General features: G+C 51.6%; 22 protein-coding genes and 1 other RNA gene. 15 read left to right on the plus strand and 8 right to left on the minus strand.

Going from position 1 to position 24,232, the window contains the following annotated elements; translation table 11 throughout:
• Nucleotides 1-72: 72 nt before the first annotated feature.
• Entirely contained in the window at nt 73-795 is a 723-nt protein-coding gene (locus GILYN3_RS13930) for a DUF599 domain-containing protein (RefSeq protein ID WP_049723559.1), read from the minus strand.
• Nucleotides 796-1,081: 286 nt separating this feature from the next.
• Between GILYN3_RS13930 and GILYN3_RS13935 the strand changes: the two genes are divergently transcribed.
• Both GILYN3_RS13935 and GILYN3_RS13940 read left to right on the plus strand, forming a co-directional pair.
• Nucleotides 1,082-1,582 carry a methylated-DNA--[protein]-cysteine S-methyltransferase gene (locus GILYN3_RS13935; protein ID WP_049723560.1) on the plus strand — a complete coding sequence of 167 codons (501 nt, stop codon included), beginning with the start codon at nt 1,082-1,084 and terminating at the stop codon, nt 1,580-1,582.
• A gap of 259 nt (nt 1,583-1,841) precedes the next feature.
• Nucleotides 1,842-2,270: an ExbD/TolR family protein gene (locus GILYN3_RS13940; RefSeq protein ID WP_049723561.1), complete on the plus strand. Its 429-nt coding sequence runs from the start codon at nt 1,842-1,844 to the stop codon at nt 2,268-2,270.
• Nucleotides 2,271-2,451: 181 nt separating this feature from the next.
• On the opposite strand, the gene GILYN3_RS13945 is transcribed toward GILYN3_RS13940, so the two are convergent.
• The 7 genes from GILYN3_RS13945 to GILYN3_RS13975 all read right to left on the minus strand — a co-directional run bounded on the left by GILYN3_RS13945 (nt 2,452) and on the right by GILYN3_RS13975 (nt 10,041).
• Complete coding sequence (locus tag GILYN3_RS13945; RefSeq protein WP_049723562.1) at nt 2,452-3,726, minus strand: aminotransferase class I/II-fold pyridoxal phosphate-dependent enzyme; 1,275 nt, start codon at nt 3,724-3,726, stop codon at nt 2,452-2,454.
• A gap of 140 nt (nt 3,727-3,866) precedes the next feature.
• The gene (locus GILYN3_RS13950; protein ID WP_049723563.1) at nt 3,867-5,807 is read right to left on the minus strand and encodes a M48 family metallopeptidase; all 1,941 of its coding nucleotides are present in this window, start codon (nt 5,805-5,807) and stop codon (nt 3,867-3,869) included.
• 25 nt (nt 5,808-5,832) lie between these two features.
• Nucleotides 5,833-6,429, minus strand: a complete 597-nt coding sequence (locus GILYN3_RS13955) for a LemA family protein (RefSeq protein ID WP_049723564.1) — start codon at nt 6,427-6,429, stop codon at nt 5,833-5,835.
• Nucleotides 6,430-6,449: 20 nt separating this feature from the next.
• Nucleotides 6,450-7,028, minus strand: a complete 579-nt coding sequence (locus GILYN3_RS13960) for a BON domain-containing protein (RefSeq protein WP_049723565.1) — start codon at nt 7,026-7,028, stop codon at nt 6,450-6,452.
• Entirely contained in the window at nt 7,028-7,615 is a 588-nt protein-coding gene (locus GILYN3_RS13965; RefSeq protein ID WP_049723970.1) for an SIS domain-containing protein, read from the minus strand. The genes GILYN3_RS13960 and GILYN3_RS13965 overlap by 1 nt, the downstream gene beginning before the upstream one ends.
• Nucleotides 7,616-7,639: 24 nt before the next feature.
• Nucleotides 7,640-8,029: a YraN family protein gene (locus tag GILYN3_RS13970; RefSeq protein WP_232305602.1), complete on the minus strand. Its 390-nt coding sequence runs from the start codon at nt 8,027-8,029 to the stop codon at nt 7,640-7,642.
• Nucleotides 8,026-10,041, minus strand: coding sequence for a penicillin-binding protein activator (locus GILYN3_RS13975; protein ID WP_049723566.1), 2,016 nt, complete (start codon nt 10,039-10,041; stop codon nt 8,026-8,028). The genes GILYN3_RS13970 and GILYN3_RS13975 overlap by 4 nt, the downstream gene beginning before the upstream one ends.
• 88 nt (nt 10,042-10,129) lie before the next feature.
• Here GILYN3_RS13975 and rsmI point away from each other — a divergent pair, with 88 nt between their 5' ends.
• The 13 genes from rsmI (at nt 10,130) to murC (ending at nt 24,226) form a co-directional block, all read left to right on the plus strand.
• Nucleotides 10,130-10,972: a 16S rRNA (cytidine(1402)-2'-O)-methyltransferase gene (gene rsmI / locus GILYN3_RS13980; RefSeq protein WP_049723567.1), complete on the plus strand. Its 843-nt coding sequence runs from the start codon at nt 10,130-10,132 to the stop codon at nt 10,970-10,972.
• An 83-nt stretch (nt 10,973-11,055) separates the two neighbouring features.
• Nucleotides 11,056-11,407, plus strand: an RNA gene (gene rnpB, locus GILYN3_RS16400) — RNase P RNA component class A.
• Nucleotides 11,408-11,734: 327 nt separating this feature from the next.
• Nucleotides 11,735-12,175, plus strand: a complete 441-nt coding sequence (gene mraZ / locus GILYN3_RS13985; protein ID WP_049723568.1) for a division/cell wall cluster transcriptional repressor MraZ — start codon at nt 11,735-11,737, stop codon at nt 12,173-12,175.
• Between the two features lie 8 nt (nt 12,176-12,183).
• Nucleotides 12,184-13,116, plus strand: coding sequence for a 16S rRNA (cytosine(1402)-N(4))-methyltransferase RsmH (gene rsmH, locus GILYN3_RS13990; protein WP_049723569.1), 933 nt, complete (start codon nt 12,184-12,186; stop codon nt 13,114-13,116).
• 5 nt (nt 13,117-13,121) lie between these two features.
• Nucleotides 13,122-13,424 (plus strand): cell division protein FtsL, encoded by a 303-nt coding sequence (gene ftsL, locus GILYN3_RS13995; RefSeq protein ID WP_049723570.1) that lies wholly within the window; start codon nt 13,122-13,124, stop codon nt 13,422-13,424.
• Nucleotides 13,425-15,173, plus strand: a complete 1,749-nt coding sequence (locus tag GILYN3_RS14000) for a peptidoglycan D,D-transpeptidase FtsI family protein (RefSeq protein WP_049723571.1) — start codon at nt 13,425-13,427, stop codon at nt 15,171-15,173.
• Nucleotides 15,170-16,708 (plus strand): UDP-N-acetylmuramoyl-L-alanyl-D-glutamate--2,6-diaminopimelate ligase, encoded by a 1,539-nt coding sequence (locus tag GILYN3_RS14005; RefSeq protein ID WP_232305603.1) that lies wholly within the window; start codon nt 15,170-15,172, stop codon nt 16,706-16,708. Before GILYN3_RS14000 ends, GILYN3_RS14005 begins: the two co-directional genes overlap by 4 nt.
• Entirely contained in the window at nt 16,705-18,087 is a 1,383-nt protein-coding gene (locus GILYN3_RS14010) for a UDP-N-acetylmuramoyl-tripeptide--D-alanyl-D-alanine ligase (protein ID WP_049723572.1), read from the plus strand. Before GILYN3_RS14005 ends, GILYN3_RS14010 begins: the two co-directional genes overlap by 4 nt.
• The gene (gene mraY / locus GILYN3_RS14015) at nt 18,088-19,170 is read left to right on the plus strand and encodes a phospho-N-acetylmuramoyl-pentapeptide-transferase (protein WP_049723573.1); all 1,083 of its coding nucleotides are present in this window, start codon (nt 18,088-18,090) and stop codon (nt 19,168-19,170) included. It begins immediately after the preceding gene.
• Between the two features lie 20 nt (nt 19,171-19,190).
• Complete coding sequence (gene murD, locus GILYN3_RS14020; protein ID WP_232305604.1) at nt 19,191-20,534, plus strand: UDP-N-acetylmuramoyl-L-alanine--D-glutamate ligase; 1,344 nt, start codon at nt 19,191-19,193, stop codon at nt 20,532-20,534.
• A complete protein-coding gene (ftsW, locus tag GILYN3_RS14025) occupies nt 20,531-21,736 on the plus strand; it encodes a putative lipid II flippase FtsW (RefSeq protein ID WP_049723575.1) in 1,206 nt (401 codons plus the stop codon). Before murD ends, ftsW begins: the two co-directional genes overlap by 4 nt.
• A complete protein-coding gene (murG, locus tag GILYN3_RS14030; RefSeq protein WP_049723576.1) occupies nt 21,733-22,803 on the plus strand; it encodes an undecaprenyldiphospho-muramoylpentapeptide beta-N-acetylglucosaminyltransferase in 1,071 nt (356 codons plus the stop codon). The genes ftsW and murG overlap by 4 nt, the downstream gene beginning before the upstream one ends.
• The gene (murC, locus tag GILYN3_RS14035) at nt 22,796-24,226 is read left to right on the plus strand and encodes a UDP-N-acetylmuramate--L-alanine ligase (RefSeq protein ID WP_157484940.1); all 1,431 of its coding nucleotides are present in this window, start codon (nt 22,796-22,798) and stop codon (nt 24,224-24,226) included. Before murG ends, murC begins: the two co-directional genes overlap by 8 nt.
• Nucleotides 24,227-24,232 lie beyond the last annotated feature (6 nt).

Below are 24,232 nucleotides of genomic sequence, written 5' to 3' on the forward strand. Positions count from 1 at the left end.
GATTTCATGAATTTCTATTGAGTTACTCGGGGGTATGTCAGCGCGTGCTTTTTAGCGATACCCGCTCGTAGACTACAGTTGTTCTTTGTCGGTATCAGTGGTGTTTAGCTCCTGCACTAGCGCGCGCAATGTAGTCGAGTGAAATTCACGTCGGTAGAGTACGCCGACGACCATCGCTACTGCTGCGATAAACAGCCAGGTATTAAAAAACCAAGGTAATACGGCGAGCGAGAAATAATAAGCACGTAAACCGTAGTTATAACTGTGACCTGCTTGATCGATAATTTTTGCGATACTGGTCGCATAGCGTTGGCGTTCAGCTTCTGAAATGTTAGCGTCGTGTGCCGGTGCCGCACCTAATAAAATAGAACCAAAGCCGTATTGACGCATCGCCCATGTCAGAGTGAAAAATGCATACACGTAAATAATAAGTAGCAACACGATCTTAAGTTGCAGCTGGTATGGCGACATGGTCTCGTTGACAAAAGGCAGCGCGGTGATAGTGATATAGACCTTGTCGATCGAGGCCATAATCGTTACAAAACCGGCAATGATCAGAATAGAGGTCGAGGCTAAAAAAGACACGTTACGCTCTAGGCCGGCAATCAGAGCTGTATCGGCAATGCGATTTTGCCGGTTGAGCATTTCTATCATCCAACTTTTACGGTAAACATGCAGTACCGAGGCTAGACAGTGATCGGTACGCGCGCGCTTGCGAGCAAAGCGCGCGTAACCGGCCCAGCAAACCAATAGCCAGATGGCAGCGCCAATATTAAGATAGTCGTGAGGGGTCAAATAACTCTCCTTAAGTGATGACGTGAGTTGCCATCTGGCTGATGCATGACTCGATGCTAAGTATCTTACTACAGGCTCAGCATTATTTTTTGCCTCGTCTTAAAGTTTGCCAACATAATTGAGTTCACAAAGCTTCGATTTCCTTGTGTTACATAGACTTTTAGATGGTAAGGCAATGGTTGTACAGCGATACTCTACAGCACTGGGTTAAACTCGCGGGCTGGCACTATAGGATTTAAGTTGTGAGTGAGGGGCCGTTGGCGTTTATTAATAGCGAGGTAAGATAATGGATATTGAGTACGCTGTGACGACGTGTGAGTTAGGCGAGCTGTTGGTCGCGCGCAGCGAACAGGGGATTTGCGCTATCGCATTGGGTGACAGTGCCGATCAACTGACCATTGATTTACAACGGGTTTTTGTCAATCCTCGACAAGTTAAGCCTGCGGGCCGTTTTGCGAGTCATGTGCAACAGGTTACGACACTAATCGAGCAACCAAGCTTGCCCCTGCCTACACTGCCCTTGGATATTAAAGGCACCGAGTTTCAACGCCAAGTATGGCAGGCGCTGCAAAGCGTTAAAGCAGGTCACACCGTCACTTACAGCGGCTTGGCTCAGTTATTAGGCCGGCCCACTGCCGCGCGTGCGGTAGCCAATGCCTGTGGTGCGAACACTCTGGCCGTTGTTATTCCGTGCCACAGAGTCATACGCAGTGATGGTAGCCTATCGGGCTATCGCTGGGGGGTTAAGCGTAAGCAAGAGCTGCTTAAACGCGAGATTGGGTTGTAAAAGTAAGAGTCGCCTGGTGTGGTGTTAGCCCAGCTTGCTGGGTTCTGAATCCGTTACTATTCTCTGTGTTAGTAGTACTAATGTGTCATAATCCAACCTTATTAGCCTTAAGACATGATTAAAAACCAACCAATCCGCTTGGTTTACGAATATTTGCGTAGAAATTTGCGGTAAATGGTTAGTCAGGGTTAAAACAAGCTGGTAGTATTACGGCCTAAATATCTGCCATCCATTAGCATAATAACGGGGAGTGTGTACGGTGAGTCGTAGAAAAAAGAGCCGTAACTCTGAAGAAAGCAATGAGATTGATTTGACGCCGATGCTCGACGTCGTATTTATCATGCTGATCTTCTTTATCGTGACCGCATCATTTGTAAAAGAAATCGGTCTTGATGTGAATGTTCCTGAAAAGAACGATGAGCCACCACCACCAAACGCCGACCCTAATATCTTGGTGCAGATTACTGCTGATAACCAGATTTGGGTGATGGGCGAGAGCGGTCGTCGTCGTATTGATGAGTCGTCTGTACGCTCAAATATCACACAAATGCGGGCTAATTTGCCCAAAGCATCTGTGATTATCCAGGCCAACAAAAAAGCTGATTCTGGTGTTTATGTGGCGGTGGCCGATGCCGCTAAAGCAGCCAAAGCACCTGCGGTGGTATTAGTTCCTGTCGATGACAACTAAACCGCTGATTAATCAGGCATAAAAAAACCACCTTCGGGTGGTTTTTTTATGCCTTCAGTTTGCTCTTGTTCGTTGTCCGAGTAACTTTACGGCCTTCATAAGAGCCGCCATGCGGCTTTATCTCGCGAAACTTACCCCCGCCGCAGAGAAGATTGGCGGGGGTAATTTAAGTTTGTTACTGCTAGCTAAGCGCTTGACGCACAGAGGCGAGTTTAACGCAGGTAACAAACACTTCCATGGCACCGACAACCTCGGCAACCGACGGGACTGACGGTGCAATACGGATATTGCAATCGTTAGGGTCTTGCCCGTAAGGAAAGGTCGCGCCGGCTGGGGTTAATTTGACGCCGGCTTCGGCGGCCAATCGAACGGTTTCTTTGGCGCAGTTAGGGCGAGTGTCAAACGAGACAAAGTAACCGCCTTGTGGGGTCTCCCAGCGGCCTAAGTCAGTGCCGGCAAACGCACTGTCGAGCGCGCTAAGCACAGCGTCAAAGCGAGGCTGTAGTAGCTCGGCGTGCTTTTTCATGTGTGCCATTAGTGCATCGCGGTTAGGTAAAAAACGTGCGTGACGCAGCTGGTTGACCTTGTCGGGGCCAATGGTCGATGCCCCCAAGAACTTCTTGATGCCCGTTAAGTTGGCATCGCTGGCGGCCATAAATGCAACGCCGGCACCGGCATGAGTGATTTTAGATGTCGAGGCAAACTGCAGCACGCTGTTGTCGGTGCCGTGTTTGGCGCACAGCTCAAAAATTGATGCCAATGCGGGCGCGTTGCTGTTTAAGTCGTGCACGGCATAGGCGTTATCCCAAAATACTCTAAAGTCGGGGTGGGCAATATTACCCAGCTGCGCGATGCGCTCGACGGTTGCATCAGAGTAACCCACGCCGGTAGGGTTGGAGTATTTGGGTACACACCACATGCCACGAATGCTGCTGTCGGCTTTAATGAGCGCTTCTACGGCGTCCATATCGGGGCCGTCGGCGGTCATGGGGGCGGTGATCATCTCAATGCCGAGTTGCTCGCATACGGTAAAGTGACGGTCGTAGCCGGGAACAGGGCAAATAACTTTAGGTTTGTCGGTGTTCTTCCATGCGCTATCTGGGCCGGTTAGACCAAACTGATAAGCCGTAAGCACGGTTTGATACATGAGGGTAAGGCTGGCGTTGCCGCCGACTAATATCTGGCTGGCGGGTACGCCCATTAGATCTGAGCCTAAGCGCTTGGCCTCGGCAATACCGTCAAGGCCGCCGTAGTTGCGAGTATCGGTGCCGTTGTCGGTTAGGTAGTTGCCGTCCAACGATCCGTCCAAAGCGTCCGACAGCGATAGCTGTTCGGCCGAGGGCTTGCCGCGAGTGACATCAAGGTTGAGCTGTTTGGCGACAATAGTTTGATATTGCCCGGCCAGTTCAGCTTCCCATTCACGCAGTTGTTCGACAGTGGCTTGATCCAGTTGCAAGGGGTCACCTCAATAGTTGGTTGCGGGGCGCAATAAGCGCAAGGGGCGTCATTATACTATAGAGCGGCGTGCGGTAAAGCGCAGCGCGACTTAGTGCAGTAGCGTGACGTGGAAAAGTGGATTAAAGCTCGGCGCGCTAGTTAGCGCGCAAGCGGTGGTACTGGGCAGTTTAAACTGTCGGCAATTGCGCGAAACAATTCGGCTTCGGCGGTGGTAACTTTTCCGTCAAACTCTATTGTCCGCATCATGGCTTTAAGCAGCATGGGCTTTTGCAGCGGGCGGGCGCGATTAAGCTCGCTTAGGGCGTTATCTAGGGCCTTAATGTTTAGCTGTGTAGCTGCTAACAGGGGCACCTCAGTCATGCGTAATGATGCGATGGCTTGGTTAAATGCCTCGCTCGCCTGGGTGGTATTGCTGGTTCCTGCGTGAGCGAGATACGACAATACAAATTGGCAGCTATCGCGCATTTGACGTAATTGTTTGTGCTGGCTATGAAAGTTAGGCTCACCTAAATGGTGTGTGACAATGCGTCGTAAGCTCCACTCGTGTAAATCGGTTTTGTGGTCGGCGGCAATTAGGGTGTCCATCGCCTGTTGCAGTGTTTGGCTTTGTGACTCGCTGAGTGATTTAAGTGCCGGTAAACACAGCTCTAATAGCGCTAGGCGATCAAGCTCATCTATGCGAGCGGCTTGTTTAACGATGTCGCGCCATTGCATTAGTGTGCTTTTACTGTAATAAGTTGTGAGCGACTGCCACTGTTGCGTGCGCATTTGAGCGTTGTTATTGTCGAGCAGTAAACCGATAACAATGGCGCAAGCACTGCTTGGGCTGTGCGCAGCATCGCGCAGCGAGCTGCCAATTTGTTCCAGTTGATCGCGCGCTTGCGACAGTGCATCGGAGCTGGTTTGGCCCATTTGATCGACGGCCGCCGCCAGCACACTGGCTTGAAAAAAGCGCTCGCGATGGCTGCTCTGTTGCTCGTTGCTATTTGTTGCCGCGTCAGGTTTGGTCTCGGTTTGAGCGGCGGCGATAAATTTGCCATCCCAACTGGGATCTAAGCGCTTTATACGATCGGTAAGTGGCGGGTGGGTGGCCATTAAACTGTTAAACGCGGTATTTACCCCTTGGCCAAAAAACATATGACTAAATTCAGCGCTATGGGCGGCCTTGAGTTTGCTGCCAACACTCACGCCCCCAATCTTTTTTAATGCGCCGGCAATACCGCTGTTGTCGCGGGTAAATTGCACCGCGGAAGCATCGGCAAGAAATTCTCGCTGACGACTGACCGCCGCCTTAATGATGTTGCCAAAAAATGTGCCGGCGTAACCAATAATTATTAAACCAATACCAGCCGCCATAATGGCGCCGCCATTGTTGTCGCGATTATTGCCGCGACTGGAGCGTCCTATACTGCTATAGGCGCCGCCGCGCACGACAAAGTGGCCGATAAGTCCGAGTAACAAAATACCATTTAATAGGGCCACCAATCGCATATTAAGGCGCATGTCGCCATGAAAAATATGGCTAAACTCGTGTGCGATAACGCCCTGTAATTCATCGCGATTGAGTAATTCTATACAGCCGCGAGTGACACCGATAACGGCATCTTGTGGCGTGTGCCCCGCGGCAAAAGCATTTATGGCGGGCTCGTCGAGCAAGTACACCGGTGGCACTGGTGAGCCCGAGGCGATTGCCATTTCCTCGACAATGTTCAGCAGTTTGCGCTCGTTTAAATCACGGGTATCGGCATTCAGTAAGCGGCCACCCAAAGACTCGGCTACAACCCGGCCGCCGCGGCGCAACTGTTGGTATTTAAACAGTCCGCCGAACAGCACAACCGTCATTACCAGCATCGAGATACCGAAGACGGTTTGCCAGTCGAGCAAGGTGGCAAGACTTGACCAAAAGCCCATTCCTGCGGTGTTCATATGGTAGGCGCTATTGCCGGTCTGCAGGTAAAACATCGTACCGGCAAACATTGCGGTGGTAACGGCAATAAGAGAAAGGACGGCGAGAATGAGTAACACCACTAGACGCTTGGTGTTGCGTCTAGCGATGTCTTGTTGCTGAAAAAAGTTCATGGGCGGTTACGCCTGAGTTAGCACGTTAAAACGATACTTTAGGCGCTTCGGCGATTGCTTCGCTGTCGGCAAATTCTAGCAAGCTGGCGTCTTGGCTGTGGCCAAAAAAGCCGGCTAGGGCCACGGCGGGAAACCCTTGCTTGTAAGTGTTGTAGTTCATCACCGAGTCGTTAAACGCTTGGCGGGCAAACGCGATACGGTTTTCGGTGCTGGTGAGCTCCTCGGATACCTGCTGCATATTGGCCGAGGCTTTTAAGTCGGGATACGCTTCCATGACGACATTTAAGCGTCCTAGTGCGCTACCTAAAGCGCCTTCCGCGCCGGCCAGCTCGCTCATGGCGGTGGCGTTGCCGGGGGCGGCAGAGGCAGCTTGTAAGCCCGACATGGCTTGATTGCGCGCCTGAGTGACGGCCTCCAGGGTTTCGCGTTCATGGGTAATGTAGGCTTTAGCGGTTTCGACTAAATTGGGGATCAAGTCGTAACGCCGTTTTAGTTGCACCTCAATTTGTGCAAAAGAGTTTTGAAAGCGGTTTTTAAGTGCAACGAGCTGGTTGTAAACGCTGATAACGTACAGCACCAGTGCGGCGAGAATAACAAGTACAACAATTGTGCTTATGCTCATGGAGTAATCCTTTTAAGCCGTTAGTCGATGTATTCAAATACTCGGACAACTTTTTGTACACCACCGGTATGGCGGGCGATGTTGGTCACGGTTTCTGCCTCAGCGCGGGTGACCAACCCCATTAAATAAACGGTGTTGTTTTCGGTCACCACTTGTATGCGGCTGCTTTCGATGTCGCGATGGGTCAGTAGCTTAGAGCGAATCTTAGTACTTAGCCAGCTATCGTTAGCGCCGGCGAGTAAGGATATGGGCGCTTGCACTTGTAGCTCGTTGTGTACCTGACGCACCGTAGGCATTTTTCGCACCGTATTGCCTGCCAGTTCGCGCGCTTCGTTAGTGGGCACTTGGCCGATTAAAAGTACTACGGCATTAAAGCTGTGCACACTGATCGGGGCGTTGTCGAGTACGCTGCTGGCCTTGTCGATGTTTACCGAGGCGATGGTTTCGATCTGGCTATCGTCTATTTTGACTCCGAGTGAGCGTTTGCCCGGATCGATCTGGATGGGTTCATTCGTGGTGGCGCTAATAATACTGGTGCAACCGTTGCTGAGGGCGACAACGGCCCCGAGTAGCAAGCAGCGAAAAAACGTGTGAGACATTATTCGTGACTCCCAAACAATTGCTGTTCAATTAAATCGCACAAACAAAACAGTGTCAGCAGGTGGATTTCGTGGATGCGGGCAAAGCTTGTATCGGGCGCTCGCAGTTCGACATCACGATTGTCCAGCAGTGCCATCACATCGTCGCTGTCACTCCCAGTTAAAGCGATAACGGTAATGTCGCGGTCGTGCGCGGCACTGATTGCCTGCAACAAATTACTGGCACTGCCCGAGGCGCTAAGCAACACTAAAACGTCACCCGGTTGGCCGAGCGCACGTATTTGTTTGGCGTAGATCTCGTTGTAAGTGTAATCCTGGGCAATGGCCGATTGGGTAATGATATCGGCACCGATATTAATGGCTGGTAGGCTTGGACGCTCATGCTCAAAGCGGTTGATCAAGCTCGCGGTGAAAATTTGTGCAATAGCGCCACTTGCACCGTTGCCGCAGGTGATGATCTTGCCTTCGTTGAGCAAGGTCTCGACGATCAGTTCACTGCTGTGGGCAATAAGCGGGGCAAGTTGTTCGCCCGATTGCATTTTGGCTTCGATGCTTTCGTGAAAGAGGGTTATAACCCGCTGGTCCATAATGTTCTCGTTATCGTCAGGCATTTAAGCGGTGCCAAAGGCGTTTTTAATCCACTCGGGCTGCTGCTCCGAGTCCAGTGATTGCAATGCTACCACATCAAATCGACAGGCGACTTTGTCGGTGAGATCTTCGCGCTGTAGGTAGTGCTGCGCAGCGCGAATGAGTTTGCGCTGCTTGCTGTTGTTAACGCTTTCGCTGGCGCTGGCAAAATGCTGGTTGCGCCGTAGCCTCACCTCGACAAATACCAGTGTGCTTTGGTCGCGCATAATAAGGTCAATTTCACCACCACCGCCACTGGTATTGGCCGCGATAAACGTTAATCCCGCGCGCACTAAATATTCACGGGCGATAAGTTCGGCTTGTTGCCCAGAGTTAAGTGATGGCTTTAGTGTGCGCAGCATACGTTTGATCATGGTGTGCTGCTGGCGCGCTGGATGACACTGCTGGTGATGGGTTTGGCAATGCCATCGCTAAATTCAGCCCAAATCTGCTCGCGAACAATTCGCCCGTCGGGCTGCATGCTTAAAGTGCCGGTGGCGCCCAGAACTCGAGTTTGCGGCAGGTGTTTTAATTGCGGCAAACGCGGGTACAGGTGATAGGCGTCGGCGCCCATGGCGTGCAGCCGCTCGTAGGCTGGCGGCGCATCGGTGTTGGCCTTGATTGCTTGAGTTTCTGGGTTGTCGGCAAATAGCCACGGCAGAGTATTAAAGCGAATGCCGTTTAAGTCACGATCGCTTTTGGGGTTGTCAGTGCCATTGTATATTTGGCTGGTGGCAAACACGGGAACGTCACCGGCGTAGTGGAACGCTAGGGTGGGTTTAATTTGTCGTGCCTGAGGTGGGTTGGCGATTAAGAAAATCATCTCAACATCTTTACGTCGGCGCGGTTCAAAGTGGCTGTTGGTAAAAATAATTTTGCGCAATTGGTCGTGGCGTTGTTCGCTGTCGTCGACCAGTAGCGCGCGCTTAATTACCTCGGAGTAATCACCTGCGCCAATGTAGCGGCTGAGGGCGATAATCTCGCCATCGAGTTGTTGCCACTGCTGAATAAAAGCATCAACGCTGCGCTCGGCCCAGTCGATGTCGGGGGCGATAATCATGGCTCGGCGGTGACCCTGTAAGTGAGCATGGCGAGCGATTTGGCGAGCTTCATCTTCGGCCGCCAAGCCAAACTGATATAAGGCTGGGGCAAACAGCGAGTGATTGGTGCCGCTGTTTGAGTAGTTGCGAGTGGGGGTTGCTGTGTCGGCGCTTAAAGGGATAGCGCCCGGCAGGTTGAGTTGTAGGGGCGGTATTTTCAAGTCGCCGATATTAACGACCGAGCTGCCATCTGGGTTGGCTGCGCCAGCTTTGTTGGATATTTGTTCGCGATAGTTAAGCGCCAATATGGGCACACTTAAGTTGGGGCGCATGGCGAGTGCATCGACATTTTCTTTTGTCAGTGGGCCGATAATCAGCTCGGCACCCTCGGCCACGGCCTGCTCATACAGCTGGTTGATGTCTGTCGAGTCGGTGTCGTATTGGCGAATCGTGGGATTTTGTTCGGCGCTGCGCTCGGCAAAATAGGCCGCTAAAAAGCCATCGCGCACGGCACTGGCGGCACTGGCCAAGCGTCCGCGTTGTGGCAGCAATAGAGCGATAGATTTTGGCTGGCGAGCAATTAACTGCTCCAATAATTGCAGGTCGCTGGGCAGCTCTATGTTGGCTGGGTGGTTTGGGTGCTGCATGCGCCATAGCTCGACACGATCGAGCTGGCGGTTAAGGTTGGCGGCGCTGTCGCGCGTAACTTGGGCAAGTTTGGCCCAGCTGCTTAACGTCGGGTTATCGGTATTGATAGCCAGTTCGGCCAGCTCGGATGTCGACAGGCTCATTAAATCTTGCCAAATGCTTTCGTTGTTAAGGTAGAGCTCATCGCGCCGGAGCAGGTAGCCAAGCTCGACACGAGTGGCGAGGCTGGCTTGATAGTCACCCAGAAGAGAGCTGAGTTGCGCGCGTCGTGCAAGCAGTGTGTATTGCAAGTCGGGTTGCAGGCCGCGCCACAGCTGCTCTAGTCGCGCACTGGTTAGTGCATCGCGGGCTTCAAAAAAATAATCGCCAGCATAGGCAATAGCGCTGTAGCTTTGCAGGTATTTAAGGTACATCGCATCGCTCATGGTGTGCGGTGCGAGCGGTTGCAGCAGCGAATAGGCCCACTCGATTTGTCCCTGCTGTCGCAGTAGCTCAGCCGCTTGTAGTAAGTAATCGGTACGCTCGTTAGGGCCTGCTTGGCGAGCTTGATCGACCAGCTGATTAATTTGGTTTTCGAGCGCTTGGCTGCTCATGCCAGCTTCACCGGCATTGTTCTGACGGGGCGATTGTGGCGCACAGGCTGTCAGTATCAGGCCCAGACTTAAAGCAAACAAAACTCGTGTTAGGTTGTTGTGCATGGTTTGGCTCTTGTTGCATGAGTGTTGAGATGGGCAGCGGTGACCGGCTTGCGGTGTTAAACTGCACCTTTTATTAGCAGGGGCAGTCATGTCGCAGTCGTCCGGTACACTTTATGTTGTCGCTACACCCATAGGGAACTTGGGGGATATGGTACCGCGCGCGGTGCATGTGCTCCAGTCCGTTGCGTTAATCGCCTGTGAGGATACTCGCCACAGTGCTCGTTTGCTGGAACATTTTGCTATAACGAGTCGCTGTGTCGCCTACCACGATCACAGTGATGATAAACGTACCGAGCAGATTTTAGCGCAATTACAGGCTGGCGAGGAGGTGGCTTTGATTAGTGATGCAGGCACGCCTCTGGTGTCTGATCCGGGTTATCGCTTGGTGCGCGCGGCGCGTCACAACGGTATCCGAGTGGTGCCGATCCCTGGGGCCTGCGCTTTTGTTGCCGCACTGAGTGCGGCGGGGTTGCCGTCCAACCGTTTTACCTTTGAGGGTTTTTTGCCCGCCAAGGCCGGCGCACGACAAGCGGCGCTTGCAGCGTTGGCCGATGAGCCGCGGACACTTATTTTTTACGAGGCTCCGCACCGAGTGTTGGCCTGCGTAAAAGATATGGAGCAGGCTTTTGGCTCCGAACGCGAGCTTGTGATTGCCCGTGAAATCACCAAAACCTTTGAGACGATTCATACCGCCACGGCGGCGCAAATGGTCGAGTGGATTGCCGCTGACAGCAACCAAGAGCGCGGTGAAATAGTGCTGTTGGTGCATGGCGCGCCAGAGCGCAAGGCGGGTATGAGTGCCGAGGTTGAGCGGGTGATGACACTACTGCTGGAAGAGTTGCCGGTAAAGCAAGCCGCTGCATTGGGCGCTAAGTTAACCGGCGGCAAGAAGAACGAGCTATATCAATGGGCGTTAGCGCAACGGCAGTGATGTGCCGAGAGCCTTGCGCGCTACCCACGCCCGGCACTTTAACGAGCTTGACTTTTTATGGTGCTAGGCTAAGGTGTCGGCTCGGAGTCGGCTCGGCAGTCGCTGCTCGCTTTTAGCGGGTGGAGGAAAGTCCGGGCTCCATAGGGCAGAGCGCCAGGTAACGCCTGGGAAGTGTGAGCTTACGGAAAGTGCAGCAGAGAGTAGACCGCCTAAGCAATTTCGGTTGCCGGTAAGGGTGAAAGGGTGCGGTAAGAGCGCACCGCGCGGCTGGTAACAGTCCGTGGCATGGTAAACCCCGCTCGGAGCAAGACCAAATAGGAATCCATTGGTGTGGCCCGCACTGGATTCGGGTAGGTTGCATGAGGTGCGTGGTGACGCGCATCCCAGATGAATGACTGTCCTCGACAGAACCCGGCTTACAGGCCGGCTCCGAACCTTTTCTTTGGGTTGTGCGTATTTGTATATGTCGCAATCGTCTAGTTTTACGCTTGGCTTAAGTCTAAACAGTCCCACACTTAAAGTAACTTCTTAAGAGTTGCTTCTATCTGCTTGTAATTTAAAGGTATTGATCGCGCTCGCCATCGTTTAGCCTCGTTAGATGTCTACCAGTTGTCGTTTTTTCTCTCCATTTTTGTGAATTTTACCCGCATTTCCATTCGAGCTTGCTTGACTTTGATCCTGTCGGATTTATAGTGTGCAATGTGGAAAAAAGTGGGTAAAAGTGGTTTTTTGTGGAATCAAACCTCTAATAAATGGTGAAAAGTGTTTACTGGTAGTCACTCCATCAATATGGACGCCAAGGGGCGTATGGCAATACCGACTCGCGTACGCGAAGGGTTGGTGGCGTCGTGTGCCGGACGTTTGGTGGTGACTGCCCACACAGAAGATCGCTGTTTGTTGGTGTTTCCCGAACCAAAATGGCAGGAGATTCTGCCTAAGATTCAAAATTTACCCACTATGAATAAGGCGTCACGCCGGGTTCAGCGTTTACTGATCGGCTACGCTTGCCCGTTAGAGTTGGACGCCAACGGCCGTATTTTGGTGCCGCCTACGCTGCGTTCATACGCCAACTTAGATAAGAAACTGATGCTTACAGGGCTTGGTGACAAGCTTGAGTTGTGGGATGAAGGTAGCTGGTTTGCCCAAATGGAAGAGCCTGGCGACGACGACTTACCTGCAGAATTGCAATCATTGGTGCTATAGGGATCAACATGGGTGAGCCGTCTCATATCGCAGTGCTGCTCGATGAGGCCGTGGACGCGTTGGTGGATAACGCGTCTGGGTTTTATGTCGATGGCACGTTTGGCCGTGGTGGCCACAGCGGTAGAATTTTAGAGCGATTAAATGCCGATGGCCAGTTGATGGCGATTGACAAAGATGCCAGTGCAATATCAGAGGCGAATCTGCGTTTTGGCGATGATTCACGATTTGTTATAGAGCACACCAGCTTTGCCGAGTTAGCCCGCCTTGTGGGTGAGCGCGATAGGGTCGGTAAGGTGGATGGTATTTTATTAGATTTGGGAGTGTCGTCGCCGCAGCTGGACGATGCCGAGCGCGGGTTTAGTTTTTTAAACGACGGTCCGCTCGATATGCGTATGGATCAAACGCGCGGTATTAGTGCCGCCGATTGGGTTAATACTGTGGCCGAGTCAGAGCTGGCGCGAGTGATGAAAGAGTTTGGCGAAGAGCGTTTTGCTAAACGTATGGCCAATGCTGTGGTGCGCGAGCGTGAGCTATCACCTATTTTACGCACTGGTCGCTTGGCGCACATATTAAAAGAAGCGAACCCTGCGTGGGAGAAGGGCAAGCACCCTGCAACTCGTGCTTTTCAGGGAATTCGCATTCATATCAATAATGAACTTGGCGATATTGAAAGTGTGCTGGATCAAGCGTTAGAGATGTTGGCAGTGGGTGGTCGCTTGGTGGTGATTAGTTTTCATTCCCTCGAGGATCGCTTGGTGAAACGCTTTATCCGTCGCCATGAAAAGGGCGATCCGGTGCCGCGTGGCGTGCCGTTAATGGAGTCGCAATTAAATCGGCGGTTGCGCAGTCGCGCAAAAGCCGTCAAGGCTGGCAGCGATGAGTTAGGGCGCAATGTGCGCGCCCGCAGTGCGGTGATGCGCGTCGCCGAAAAGCTTGCGTAACGGCTGTGAGTCGCAGGCAATCAGGTAGCGCTAGCACGGGACGCTGGGTGTTGGTCACGGGTTTGTGGCTCGCCAACATTGTTTCGGCGTTAGCGGTGGTGGCGGTTACCCAGCAGGTGCGGCGCGACACTAACCAGCTTGAAACCCTGCGCCGTGAATCGGCCGACTTAGAGGTTCAGTGGGGGCAGTATTTGTTAGAGCAAAGCACTTGGGCTTCATACGCGCGAGTGGAAAAGCAGGCCGGTGAGAGATTGGATATGAAAGTGCCTGATGCCGGTCAAATAATATTAATTGAGAAGGAGCGTTAAGTGTCGCAGCTCACCCTAAAGTCTTGGCGTTTTTACAGCGTGGTACTAGTTCTACTAGTGCTGGCTGTCGCCTTGCTTGGGCGAATAGCGTCACTGCAAGTATTGCCGGATGCTGATCGTGGCTTTGAGTTTTTGCAAGGTCAAGGCAATGCTCGCACTTTGCGCAGTGAGCCAATCAGCGCATATCGCGGCGTAATCACCGATCGCAATGGCGAGCCGTTGGCGGTGAGTACGCCGGTAGAATCTATTTGGGCCAACCCTCAGGTGTTGTTACAAAAACCGCAGCAATGGGCGGCACTGTCGCAAAAGTTAGGCTGGAGCCAGGCCGAGCTGGAGTCGCGCTTATCACGTTTCTCTAATAAAGAATTTATGTATTTGGAACGTCACCTCCCGCCGCAAGAGGCGCAGGCAATATTGGCGCTGGGGGTGGATGGCGTTTACGCTCAGCGCGAGTATCGTCGCTTTTACCCTGCGGGCGAAGTGACGGCACAGTTGGTGGGGATTACCGATGTCGATGACCGTGGCCAGGAGGGGATGGAGCTGGCTTACGATGCTTGGCTTACCGGTGAAAGCGGTGCCAAGCAGGTGATAAAAGATTTACGCGGACGCACGGTAAAAGATTTAGGTTTAACAAAGGCCGCCCGCAGTGGGCGGCCTTTGGCGTTAAGCATTGATTTACGTTTGCAGTACTTGGCCCATCGCGAGTTAAAAAAAGCGGTGCAAGAATTTGGAGCAAAAGCGGGCTCAGTAGTGGTGCTGGATGTTCACACTGGCGAGGTGTTGGCGATGGTGAATCAACCCGCTTATAACCCCAACGATCGCACCAGTGTTAATACCGCTAGTTTACGCAATCGCGCCCTAACCGATGTGTTTGAGCCTGGCTCGACTTTGAAGCCTCTGGCCATGGTGGCGGCACTTGAGACGGGTAAGTTTCAGCCCTACACGGTTATTGATACGACTCCCGGATATGTTCAAGTGGGGCGTAAAGCGCTTTATGATCCGGTCGATTACGGCAAGCTCGATTTAAGTCACATTATCTCCAAGTCCAGCCAGGTTGGTATGACTAAGCTCGCGCTTAAGCTTGAGCCGAATATTATTCGCGATATGTATTATCGTTTTGGTTTAGGACAAGGCAGCGGCACAGGGTTTCCCGGCGAGGCGGTTGGTGTGCTGCCTAATTACACTAACTGGAAACCAATTCAGCAAGCGACTTACGCCTTTGGTTACGGCCTAAACCTTACGATGGTGCAATTGGCGCAAGCTTATAGCGTGTTGGCCAGCGGCGGTATTAAACATCCGGTTTCTTTGTTGCGCAAAAACGCTGAGGAGGTCTCTGGCGAATCGATAGTGGATGAACAGTACACCCGTGCGGTTATGAAGATGTTGCGTAAAGTGGTGGCGACTGGCGGTACTGGGACGCGCGCCAATGTCGATTCTTACAGCGTGGCGGGCAAAACAGGCACTGCGCATAAAGCGGATGCGGGCGGATACTCAGAGAATCGTTATGTGGGTTCGTTCGTGGGCGTTGCTCCGGCGCAAGATCCAGTCATTGTTGTGGCCGTAATGATCGATGAGCCACGCGATGATAAGTATCACGGCGGTCAAGTTGCGGCGCCAATTTTTTCTAGTATTACCGGTGGCGCTCTGCGCTTATTGCAAGAGCCGCCCGAAAGTGAAGGCGCGCGCCTCAGTGTGCGAAAGCTTGAGCCGGTACCCGCTTTGGCGCAAAACGCCGAGGTGTTGCTGTGATAGCTGTCCGCGCAACTGAGCGCGCTATGACATTAGCGCAGCTGCTGGATGATGCGTCGTTAGATGCGCTAGATTCCGTACGCTGGTCTGCACTGCAAGCTGATAGTCGGCGGGTTATGCCGGGCCACGTATTTGTGGCGCTGCAAGGCGCCACCGCAGACGGGCGCGATTACATTAGTGACGCCATTAATCGTGGCGCCAGCGCTATTGTGATCGATGCTGACGGCAAGGCACCAGAGGTGCAATTTCTTGGTGCTGTACCACTTATTTCGGTAACTGACTTAAGTGCCAATATGAGCGCGATTGCCGCTCGTGCCTACGCTGATCCCAGTGCAGAGTTGAATGTTATTGGTGTGACCGGTACCAACGGAAAAACTACGTGCAGTGTCCTTATCGCGCAATTATTTGAGGCGCTAGGGCAGCGCACGGCTGTGGTTGGGACGTTAGGTTACGGCCGCGTGGGTAAGGCAATGCAGGCGACGGGCTTTACCACCCCGGATGCTATTGCGAGTCAAGCGTTGTTGCGTGATTTGGCCGAGCAGCAGATTAAAACGGTTGCGATAGAGGTATCCTCGCATGCCTTAGTGCAGGATCGCGTTAAAGCCGTGCGCATGTCGACGGCGGTATTTACTAATTTATCGCACGATCACTTGGATTATCACGGCGATTTAAAAGCTTATGGCAAAGCCAAGGCGCGCCTGTTGCGTGCCCGAGATTTGCAGTGCGCCATCATTAACCGTGATGACAGCTGGTGTAAATCGTTGCTAGGTAAAGCTAGGACTAAAGCATTAACGCAGGTGTTGAGCTATTCGCTGGCATCAAAAGAAGCTGACATCTACTTTGAAAATCTTGAGTACTCATCGGCGGGCATTGTTGGTACGGTTATAACGCCGGCGGGCAAAGCCGAGCTGAGTTCACTATTAATAGGCGACTTCAACGCGAGTAATATTTTGGCCGCTATTGCTGTTGCGGTATCGGCGGGTTACTCGCTGGATAAAATCGCGGCGGCAATACCTACATTGCAGCCAGCGCCGGGACGCATGGAGCAAATTAGCGTAAGTGCTGAGCAAGGCGTACAGGTCGTGGTGGACTATGCGCACACCCCAGATGCACTAGAAAAAACTCTGCGCGCATTGCGGCGTCATACCGAAGGTAGCTTGTGGTGCGTGTTCGGTTGTGGCGGTGAGCGCGATCGAGAAAAGCGCCCGGCCATGGGCCGAGTGGCTGAAAAATCAGCTGACCACACTATTGTTACAAACGATAATCCGCGCGGCGAAGATCCTGCAAGTATTGCCAGCGAAGTTGTACGCGGCATGCATCGTCCAGAACGTTGCTTAGTGATTGCCGAGCGCGATAAAGCGATAGATCTGGCTGTGCAGCAAGCGCGCGCCGGAGACACGGTATTGTTGGCGGGTAAAGGTCACGAGGCGGTACAGGTTTTTGCCGATCGCCAATTACCTTTTAGCGATGTGCAGCAAGCTCGTGCAGCTCTTGTTAAACGCTTGGCAAAAGTTGCGCAGGAGGGGCGGGCATGATCGGTTCTATGACAATCGCCCAGCTGCAGCAAGATATGGCCCCCCAATTAAAGGCGATCGCAAACGGTGAGTCGCACAGTTTTAATTGTGTGTGTACGGACTCGCGCGCTGTTAATGCTGGCGACTTGTTTGTTGCATTGCGCGGCCCTCACTTTGACGGACATCAATATTTGGCCGACGCCCAACGTGCCGGCGCCATAGGCGCGCTGGTTGATAGCTATGAGCCAGCGTGCTCGCTTGCACAGTTGCAAGTTGCCGACACGACATTAGGTTTGGGCGAGCTGGCGCGCTTAAATCGCGAGCGTTTTACTGGCCCAGTGGTGGCGATTACCGGCTCTAGCGGAAAGACTACGGTACGCACCATGGTTACCGGAATTTTACGCGGTGAGCACGATCGTGCGGTCTTATCAACCCAGGGAAACTTTAATAATCACATTGGTGTGCCCTTGACGCTGTTGCGCCTTAACGGGGATGAAGAGTGTGCCGTCATCGAGATGGGCGCCAGCGCCATAGGTGAAATTGCGTATTTGTGTGAGCTGGCGCGACCCGATGTGGCGCTGATTAATAACGTCATGTCGGCGCACTTAGAAGGATTTGGTTCGCTAACTGGAGTGGCCGATGCCAAAGCTGAAATTTACCAAGGCGTAGCCTTAGATGGTTGTTGCGTAATAAATCTTGATGATCCGTTTGCCGCTGGGTGGTTGGCGCAACTACACAATCGCAGCCATATTAGTTTTTCTTTAACCAATGCTAGTGCCGACTGTTATGCCAGCGATGTTGAGTCTCGTGGTTTAACCACTTATTTTAATTTGCACTTGCGTGGCCGCGTGCTGGCCATCAGCTTGCCGGCAGTTGGTTTGCACAATGTATCTAATGCATTGGCTGCAGCATCTTGCGCTCATGCTGTTGGCGCGAGTGATGCCGCTATAACTTTTGGTCTAAATACATTTTCACCCGTACCGGGACGCATGAACATTAAGTCGGGTTTGAACGGTGTGCGTGTTATTGACGATAGTTATAACGCCAATCCGGGCTCAATGCGGGCGGCTATTGATGTATTGGCCGATATGCCAGGCGATAGAATTTTAGTGATTGGCGATATGGGCGAGCTAGGAGCGGATGCGCATTTGTTGCACGCCGAGCTCGGCGTTTATGCCGCAAGCAAAAAACTTGATGCAGTATTCAGTTGTGGTGAGTTGGCCCAGGTTGTCAGCGACAACTTTGTGGGCGTAAGCAAGCATTTTTCAACACATAAAGATTTGATTGCACATTTACAGGCGGTAACGCTAGGTGCAGGCTGCACGGTGTTAATTAAAGGTTCGCGTAGTACCCAGATGGATATTGTGGTCCGAGCTTTAACTGACGAGGAGACACAATAAATGCTGTTATGGATTGCCGAACAGTTACAGGAATATTTCCGCGGTTTTTATGTGGTTCAGTATCTAACGCTACGTGCCATTTTAAGTGTTTTAACCGCACTTGGGATTTCATTGTTGTTGGGTCCTTGGATGATTCGCAAGTTGAATCAGTTGCAAATAGGCCAATCGATACGTGATGACGGGCCACAATCGCATTTGAGTAAATCTGGCACCCCAACTATGGGTGGCACTTTAATTTTGGCGGCTATTTTTATTAGCTGTTTACTTTGGGCGGATTTAAGTAATCGCTATGTTTGGGTGGTTATGGCGGTTACTGCAATATTTGGTGCGGTAGGTTGGGTTGATGATTACCGTAAAGTGGTCAAGAAAAACTCCCGTGGATTACCCGCGCGCTGGAAATACTTTTGGCAGTCTTTAGGTGGCTTGGGTGCGGCTATTTATCTGTATATGACGGCTACTCTACCCGTAGAGACGCAGCTGTTTTTACCATTCTTAAAAAACTTTGCGTTACCGCTTGGAGTTTTTTACATCTTACTTACCTACCTAGTTGTGGTGGGTGCAAGTAACGCTGTTAATTTAACCGATGGTCTCGACGGCCTGGCGATTATGCCGTCGGTGATGGTTGCCGGAGCGCTCGGTATTATTGCCTATGTTACGGGGCATTATGAGTTTGCTCAGTATCTGCATATTGGTCATGTGCCAGGCAGTGGTGAGCTGGCGGTATTCTGCGCGGCATTGTGTGGCGCGGGGCTTGGTTTTTTGTGGTTTAACACATACCCAGCACAAGTTTTTATGGGGGATGTGGGAGCTTTATCGCTCGGCGCTGCACTTGGGATTATTGCCGTTATTGTTCGCCACGAAGTCGTGTTTTTTATTATGGGCGGGGTCTTTGTTATGGAGACTGTCTCGGTGATTTTACAGGTGGGCTCTTACAAGCTAACTGGCCGGCGGATATTCAGGATGGCTCCCTTGCATCATCATTTTGAATTGAAAGGCTGGCCCGAGCCTCGGGTTATTGTGCGTTTTTGGATTATCACCGTCATGCTCGTATTGTTTGGGTTGGCGACATTGAAGTTACGCTAAGTAAATAGGTTCTTATAAACGTGAGCAATTTAATCGCATCAAGCAGAATGACCGCCGTCGTAGGTACCGGAGTTTCCGGTTTATCTACGGCGCGATTTTTGCGCGATAAAAATGTGCCGTTTGTTCTGTTCGATACCAGAGAGAACCCTCCTGCGCAAGCGCTAATCGCCCGCGAGTTTCCTGGCGTTCACTGCCAGTTTGGAGTGTGGGATGAGGAACTACTGCAAAGCGCGGACGAAATTATTTTAAGTCCAGGCTTGCCATTAAGCATGCCGGCAATTGTTGCCGCACGAGAATCGGGCGTATCGGTGATTGGCGATGTTGAGCTGTTTGTACGCCATGCCAAAGCACCGATTGTGGCGATTACCGGCTCGAATGGTAAAAGCACCGTGACCACTCTGGTCGGCGAAATGGCCAAAGCTGCTGGTATGAAAGTCGCAGTGGGTGGAAATTTAGGCACCCCAGTACTGGATTTACTGGCTGAAGATATGCAGCTGTATGTGTTGGAGTTATCCAGCTTTCAGTTAGAAACCGTTACCAAGCTTGGTGCCGAGGTGGCGTGCATTTTAAATGTGAGTGCGGACCATTTGGATCGTTACGCGGGTATGCCAGCTTACCACGCCGCAAAACAACGAGTGTATTACGGCGCGCGACACGTTGTGGTCAATCGTAATGACCCATTAACGCGCCCACCTTTGGCTGATGCGGTGGGACGCAGCTCATTTGCCGGCGATGCCGAATTTAAAAACATGGGGTTGCGTGAGCAAGCTGGTGAAAGCTGGCTGTGCGATGGTTTAACCCCGTTGATCAAAGCGTCCGATTTAAAATTGCCTGGACGACACAATATTGATAACGCTTTAGCGGCCTTGGCAATAGGCAAAGCTGCCGGAATTCCGATCGAAGTAATGCTTGCGGTACTCGTATCGTTTCGTGGTCTTGCGCATCGCTGTGAATGGGTGGCTGATATTGCGGACGTTAGTTATTACAACGACTCTAAAGGGACTAATGTTGGAGCAACCCTCGCGGCAATTAACGGTTTGGCCAATACCCACGGCAAGCTAGTTGTAATTCTTGGCGGCGAGGCAAAAGATCAAGTTTTTACTGCGCTGCTACCGGCTCTTAAATCTCAGGCGCGAGGCTGCGTACTGATAGGCAAAGATGCTGAATTAATTGCCGCTCTGTTAGAGGGCGAAGTGAATTATCAGTACGCTAATTCAATGGTTGATGCGGTTGCCAAGGCTAAGTTGCAAGCAGAAAGGGGCGATACAGTGCTGTTAAGCCCCGCCTGCGCGAGTTTTGATATGTTTGACCATTATCAGGCTCGTGGTGATGCATTTTGCCAAGCTGTACGAGGCTTGCAATGAGACTGCAGCCACTAGCTATTTATTCGCGAACTTCAGTCGATGGACTGTTGATTTGTCTATGGCTGGCTCTGTTATCGGTAGGCTTGATCATGGTTGCGTCGGCCTCGATAGCATTTGCCAGCGCGTTTTACGATGACAGTTGGTATTTTTTAAAACGTCACTTAGTGTTTTTGGTGATAAGTGCGGTGGGCTCTGCTGTTGTTTTGTTGTTGCCTAGCGCTCTCTGGCGTCGCTTTAGTCTGCCATTACTAATCGCAACCATTGTCTTGTTAGCGGCGGTTTTGATTCCAGGTGTTGGTAAACAAGTGAACGGTTCGCAACGTTGGATTAATTTTGGTTTTTTTGCGGTGCAAATCTCAGAGGTAGCAAAGTTTGCAGTATTAATATTTTGGGCCAATTATTTTGCTAAACGTTACCCTCAGGGGCTTAGTGGTTGGCGCGAGTTTGGCAGGTTATTGATATTGCTGGGTTTGGTGTTGCTGTTGTTGGTATTAGAGCCGGATTTTGGCAGTACAGTAGTGATTGCGACTACTGCAATAGCGGTAATGTTTATTGCCGGACTTAAGCTTCGTTACTTTTTTCCGCTGGTGTTAGGTGCAGTGATGGTTATGGCGGCCATCGCGATTATGAGCCCGTATCGACTAAAGCGTTTGGCAACTTTTAGAGACCCTTGGGCAGATCAATTTAATGCCGGTTATCAGTTGACTCAGTCGCTGATTGCTTTTGGTCGCGGTGAGTGGTTTGGCACAGGGTTAGGTAATAGTTTACAAAAGTTATTTTATTTGCCCGAAGCCCATACAGATTTTATTTTTGCTATTTATGCCGAAGAGTTTGGCATGCTGGGTGGGGCATTGTTGATTGGGTTATTTGGTGCGCTGATATTACGTATTTTAACTGTCTATCGCACTTGTCTGGGACGCGGCAATCATTTCTTAGCCTTTGCTGTATTTGGTATTGCGGTGCTCTTTTCATTGCAGATATTTATTAATGTGGGTGTTGCTTCAGGTTTGCTGCCCACCAAAGGGTTGACTCTGCCTTTTATTAGTTATGGCGGCAGTAGTTTGATAGTCAGTTGTGCACTTATGGCTTTTGTGGTTCGAGCAGACGTTGAAATGCGTGAAGTTCCTGAGAAAAAAATCTCGGTGACCAATTCATCGAGGGTTCGTCACTCGGTGCCCGACGCAGTAGGAGAGCCAGTATGAGCCGCGTGCTGATAATGGCTGGTGGTACTGGCGGACATGTATTCCCAGCGTTGGCGTTGGCGCGTCGTTTAATGATCGATGATGTACAAGTATCTTGGTTGGGTACACGCAAAGGCATAGAGTCGAGAGTCGTACCTGAAGCCAAAATTGATATTGATTATATTCGTATCGAAGGCGTTCGCGGTCGCGGTGCGCTAGGGCTGTTAAAAGCCCCATTTTTAATTGTCGCAGCGCTTTGGCAGGCCATTAGGGTTTTACGGAGTAAGCGGCCCGATGTGGTTATAGGATTTGGTGGTTTTGCTTCAGGTCCAGGCGGTTTGGCCGCTTGGCTGTTGAGAATCCCTGTGGTTATTCACGAACAGAATGCCGTTGCTGGAACCACGAACAAAATTTTAGCGAGATTTGCTCGGGTAATTGTATCGGGTTTTGCTGATGTTTTACCCGGTTGCCGCTGGGTGGGCAATCCGGTGCGCGATGAGATTGTAAATTTAGCGCCACCGGTTGAGCGTTTTGCTTCGCGCCAAGATCAACCGCTGCACTTGTTGGTGTTGGGCGGTAGTTTGGGCGCGCGTGCGATTAACGAGCTTGTGCCGGCCGCATTAGCAAGCTGCAAACCGAGCCAAGTATTTAATGTTTGGCATCAGTGTGGCAACCGACATGAAGAGCCAACAGTGGCAAATTATTTGGCTTATCAGGTGAATGCGCGAGTTGAGCCTTTTATTACCGATATGGCATCGGCTTACAAGTGGGCCGATATTGTTATTTGTCGGGCCGGCGCACTGACAGTCGCCGAATTGGCAGCGGCAGGTCTAGGGGCGTTGTTTATTCCTTTGCCCAGTGCGATAGATGACCACCAAACACATAATGCCGCGGTTATGGTTGGCGCTGGTGCAGCTATCAGTATTCCAGAGGCGGAGTTGAACGCTGAAAGTTTGGCGCGATTGCTGACTGAGCGATTGTCCGAGCGCAGCACGCTTACAAAAATGGCAGTAGCTGCGCGCAGCTTGCATAAAGACGATGCCGCAGGTGCCGTGGCTCAGGTCACTCGGGAGCTTATCAATGAATAAAGTTATGCAGTATTACGAAGTGCCCGAAATGCGCCGTATTCGCCGAATCCACTTTATTGGTATTGGTGGTGCGGGTATGAGTGGTATTGCCGAGGTGTTGATTAACCAAGGTTATGACATCTCTGGTTCGGACTTAAAAGAATCCAATGTAACTCGGCGCTTGGTCAAACTCGGAGCCAAAATATTTTTTGGTCACAGTGCCGAGAACATTGTGGGTGCCGATGTGGTGGTTAACTCCAGCGCAGTGGGTGAGGCTAACCCAGAAATGCAAGCAGCACGTGATGCACGAGTGCCGGTAGTACGCCGCGCTGAAATGCTAGGTGAATTGATGCGTTACCGGCATGGCATTGCCGTTGCTGGCACCCATGGCAAAACTACCACCACCAGCTTGCTAGCATCGGTGTTGGCAGCTGCCGACAGACATCCGACTTTTATTATCGGTGGGTTGGTTAATAGTGCCGGTAGTAATGCGCAGCTGGGAGAGAGCCGTTATTTAGTCGCTGAGGCGGATGAAAGCGACGCATCGTTTTTACATTTGCAGCCAATGGTCGCAATTGTCACTAATATTGATGCAGACCATATGGACACCTATGAGGGTGACTTCTCTAAGTTGAAGCAAACCTTTATTGATTTTTTGCATAACTTGCCCTTTTACGGTTTGGCCGTGATGTGTGGTGACGATCCAGTTGTGCGAGATATTTTGCCCGAAGTGGCGCGTCCCGTGATTACTTATGGGTTGGATGAGAATTGTGATTTACATGCAACTAATATCCGCCAAGATAAAATATTTAGTGAGTTTGATGTGGTGCATCGCGGCCACGCTGAGACGTTATCGGTGCGCCTAAATATTCCTGGGGTACACAATATATTAAATGCGCTGGCGGTTATTGCCGTAGCCCGAGACGAAGGCGTAAGCGACAAGGCGATTGTAGCGGGGTTGGGTAATTTTGCCGGTGTGGGGCGCCGCTTCCAGGTATACGGTGACTTCCCTGTCGAAGACGCGACCGCAATGTTGGTGGATGACTATGGCCATCACCCGCGTGAAGTGGGCGCCACTATTAAAGCGATTCGTGACGGTTGGCCTGAACGTCGTTTGGTGATGGTGTACCAACCGCATCGCTATACACGTACCCGCGATTTATTTGAAGATTTTGTTGATGTGCTGTCGGGAGTTGACGCTCTGGTATTGCTGGAAGTTTACAGTGCGGGCGAAGAGCCAATTCCTGGTGCCGATGGTCGACAGTTGTCACGCAGCATTCGTAACCGCGGGCAAGTAGATCCCATTTTTGTCGAAGGGGTTGAAGGGGTTCCCGCCGTTATTAAAGATATCGTTCGCGCTGGGGATATTGTGATTACCCAAGGCGCGGGTAACGTAGGTGCGTTAGCGGTAGATCTCGCTAAACGCCAGTTGATTCAGGCGTAGGTTAGT

Source organism: Gilvimarinus polysaccharolyticus, from assembly GCF_001187555.1.
In the GTDB taxonomy this organism is placed as follows: domain Bacteria; phylum Pseudomonadota; class Gammaproteobacteria; order Pseudomonadales; family Cellvibrionaceae; genus Gilvimarinus; species Gilvimarinus polysaccharolyticus.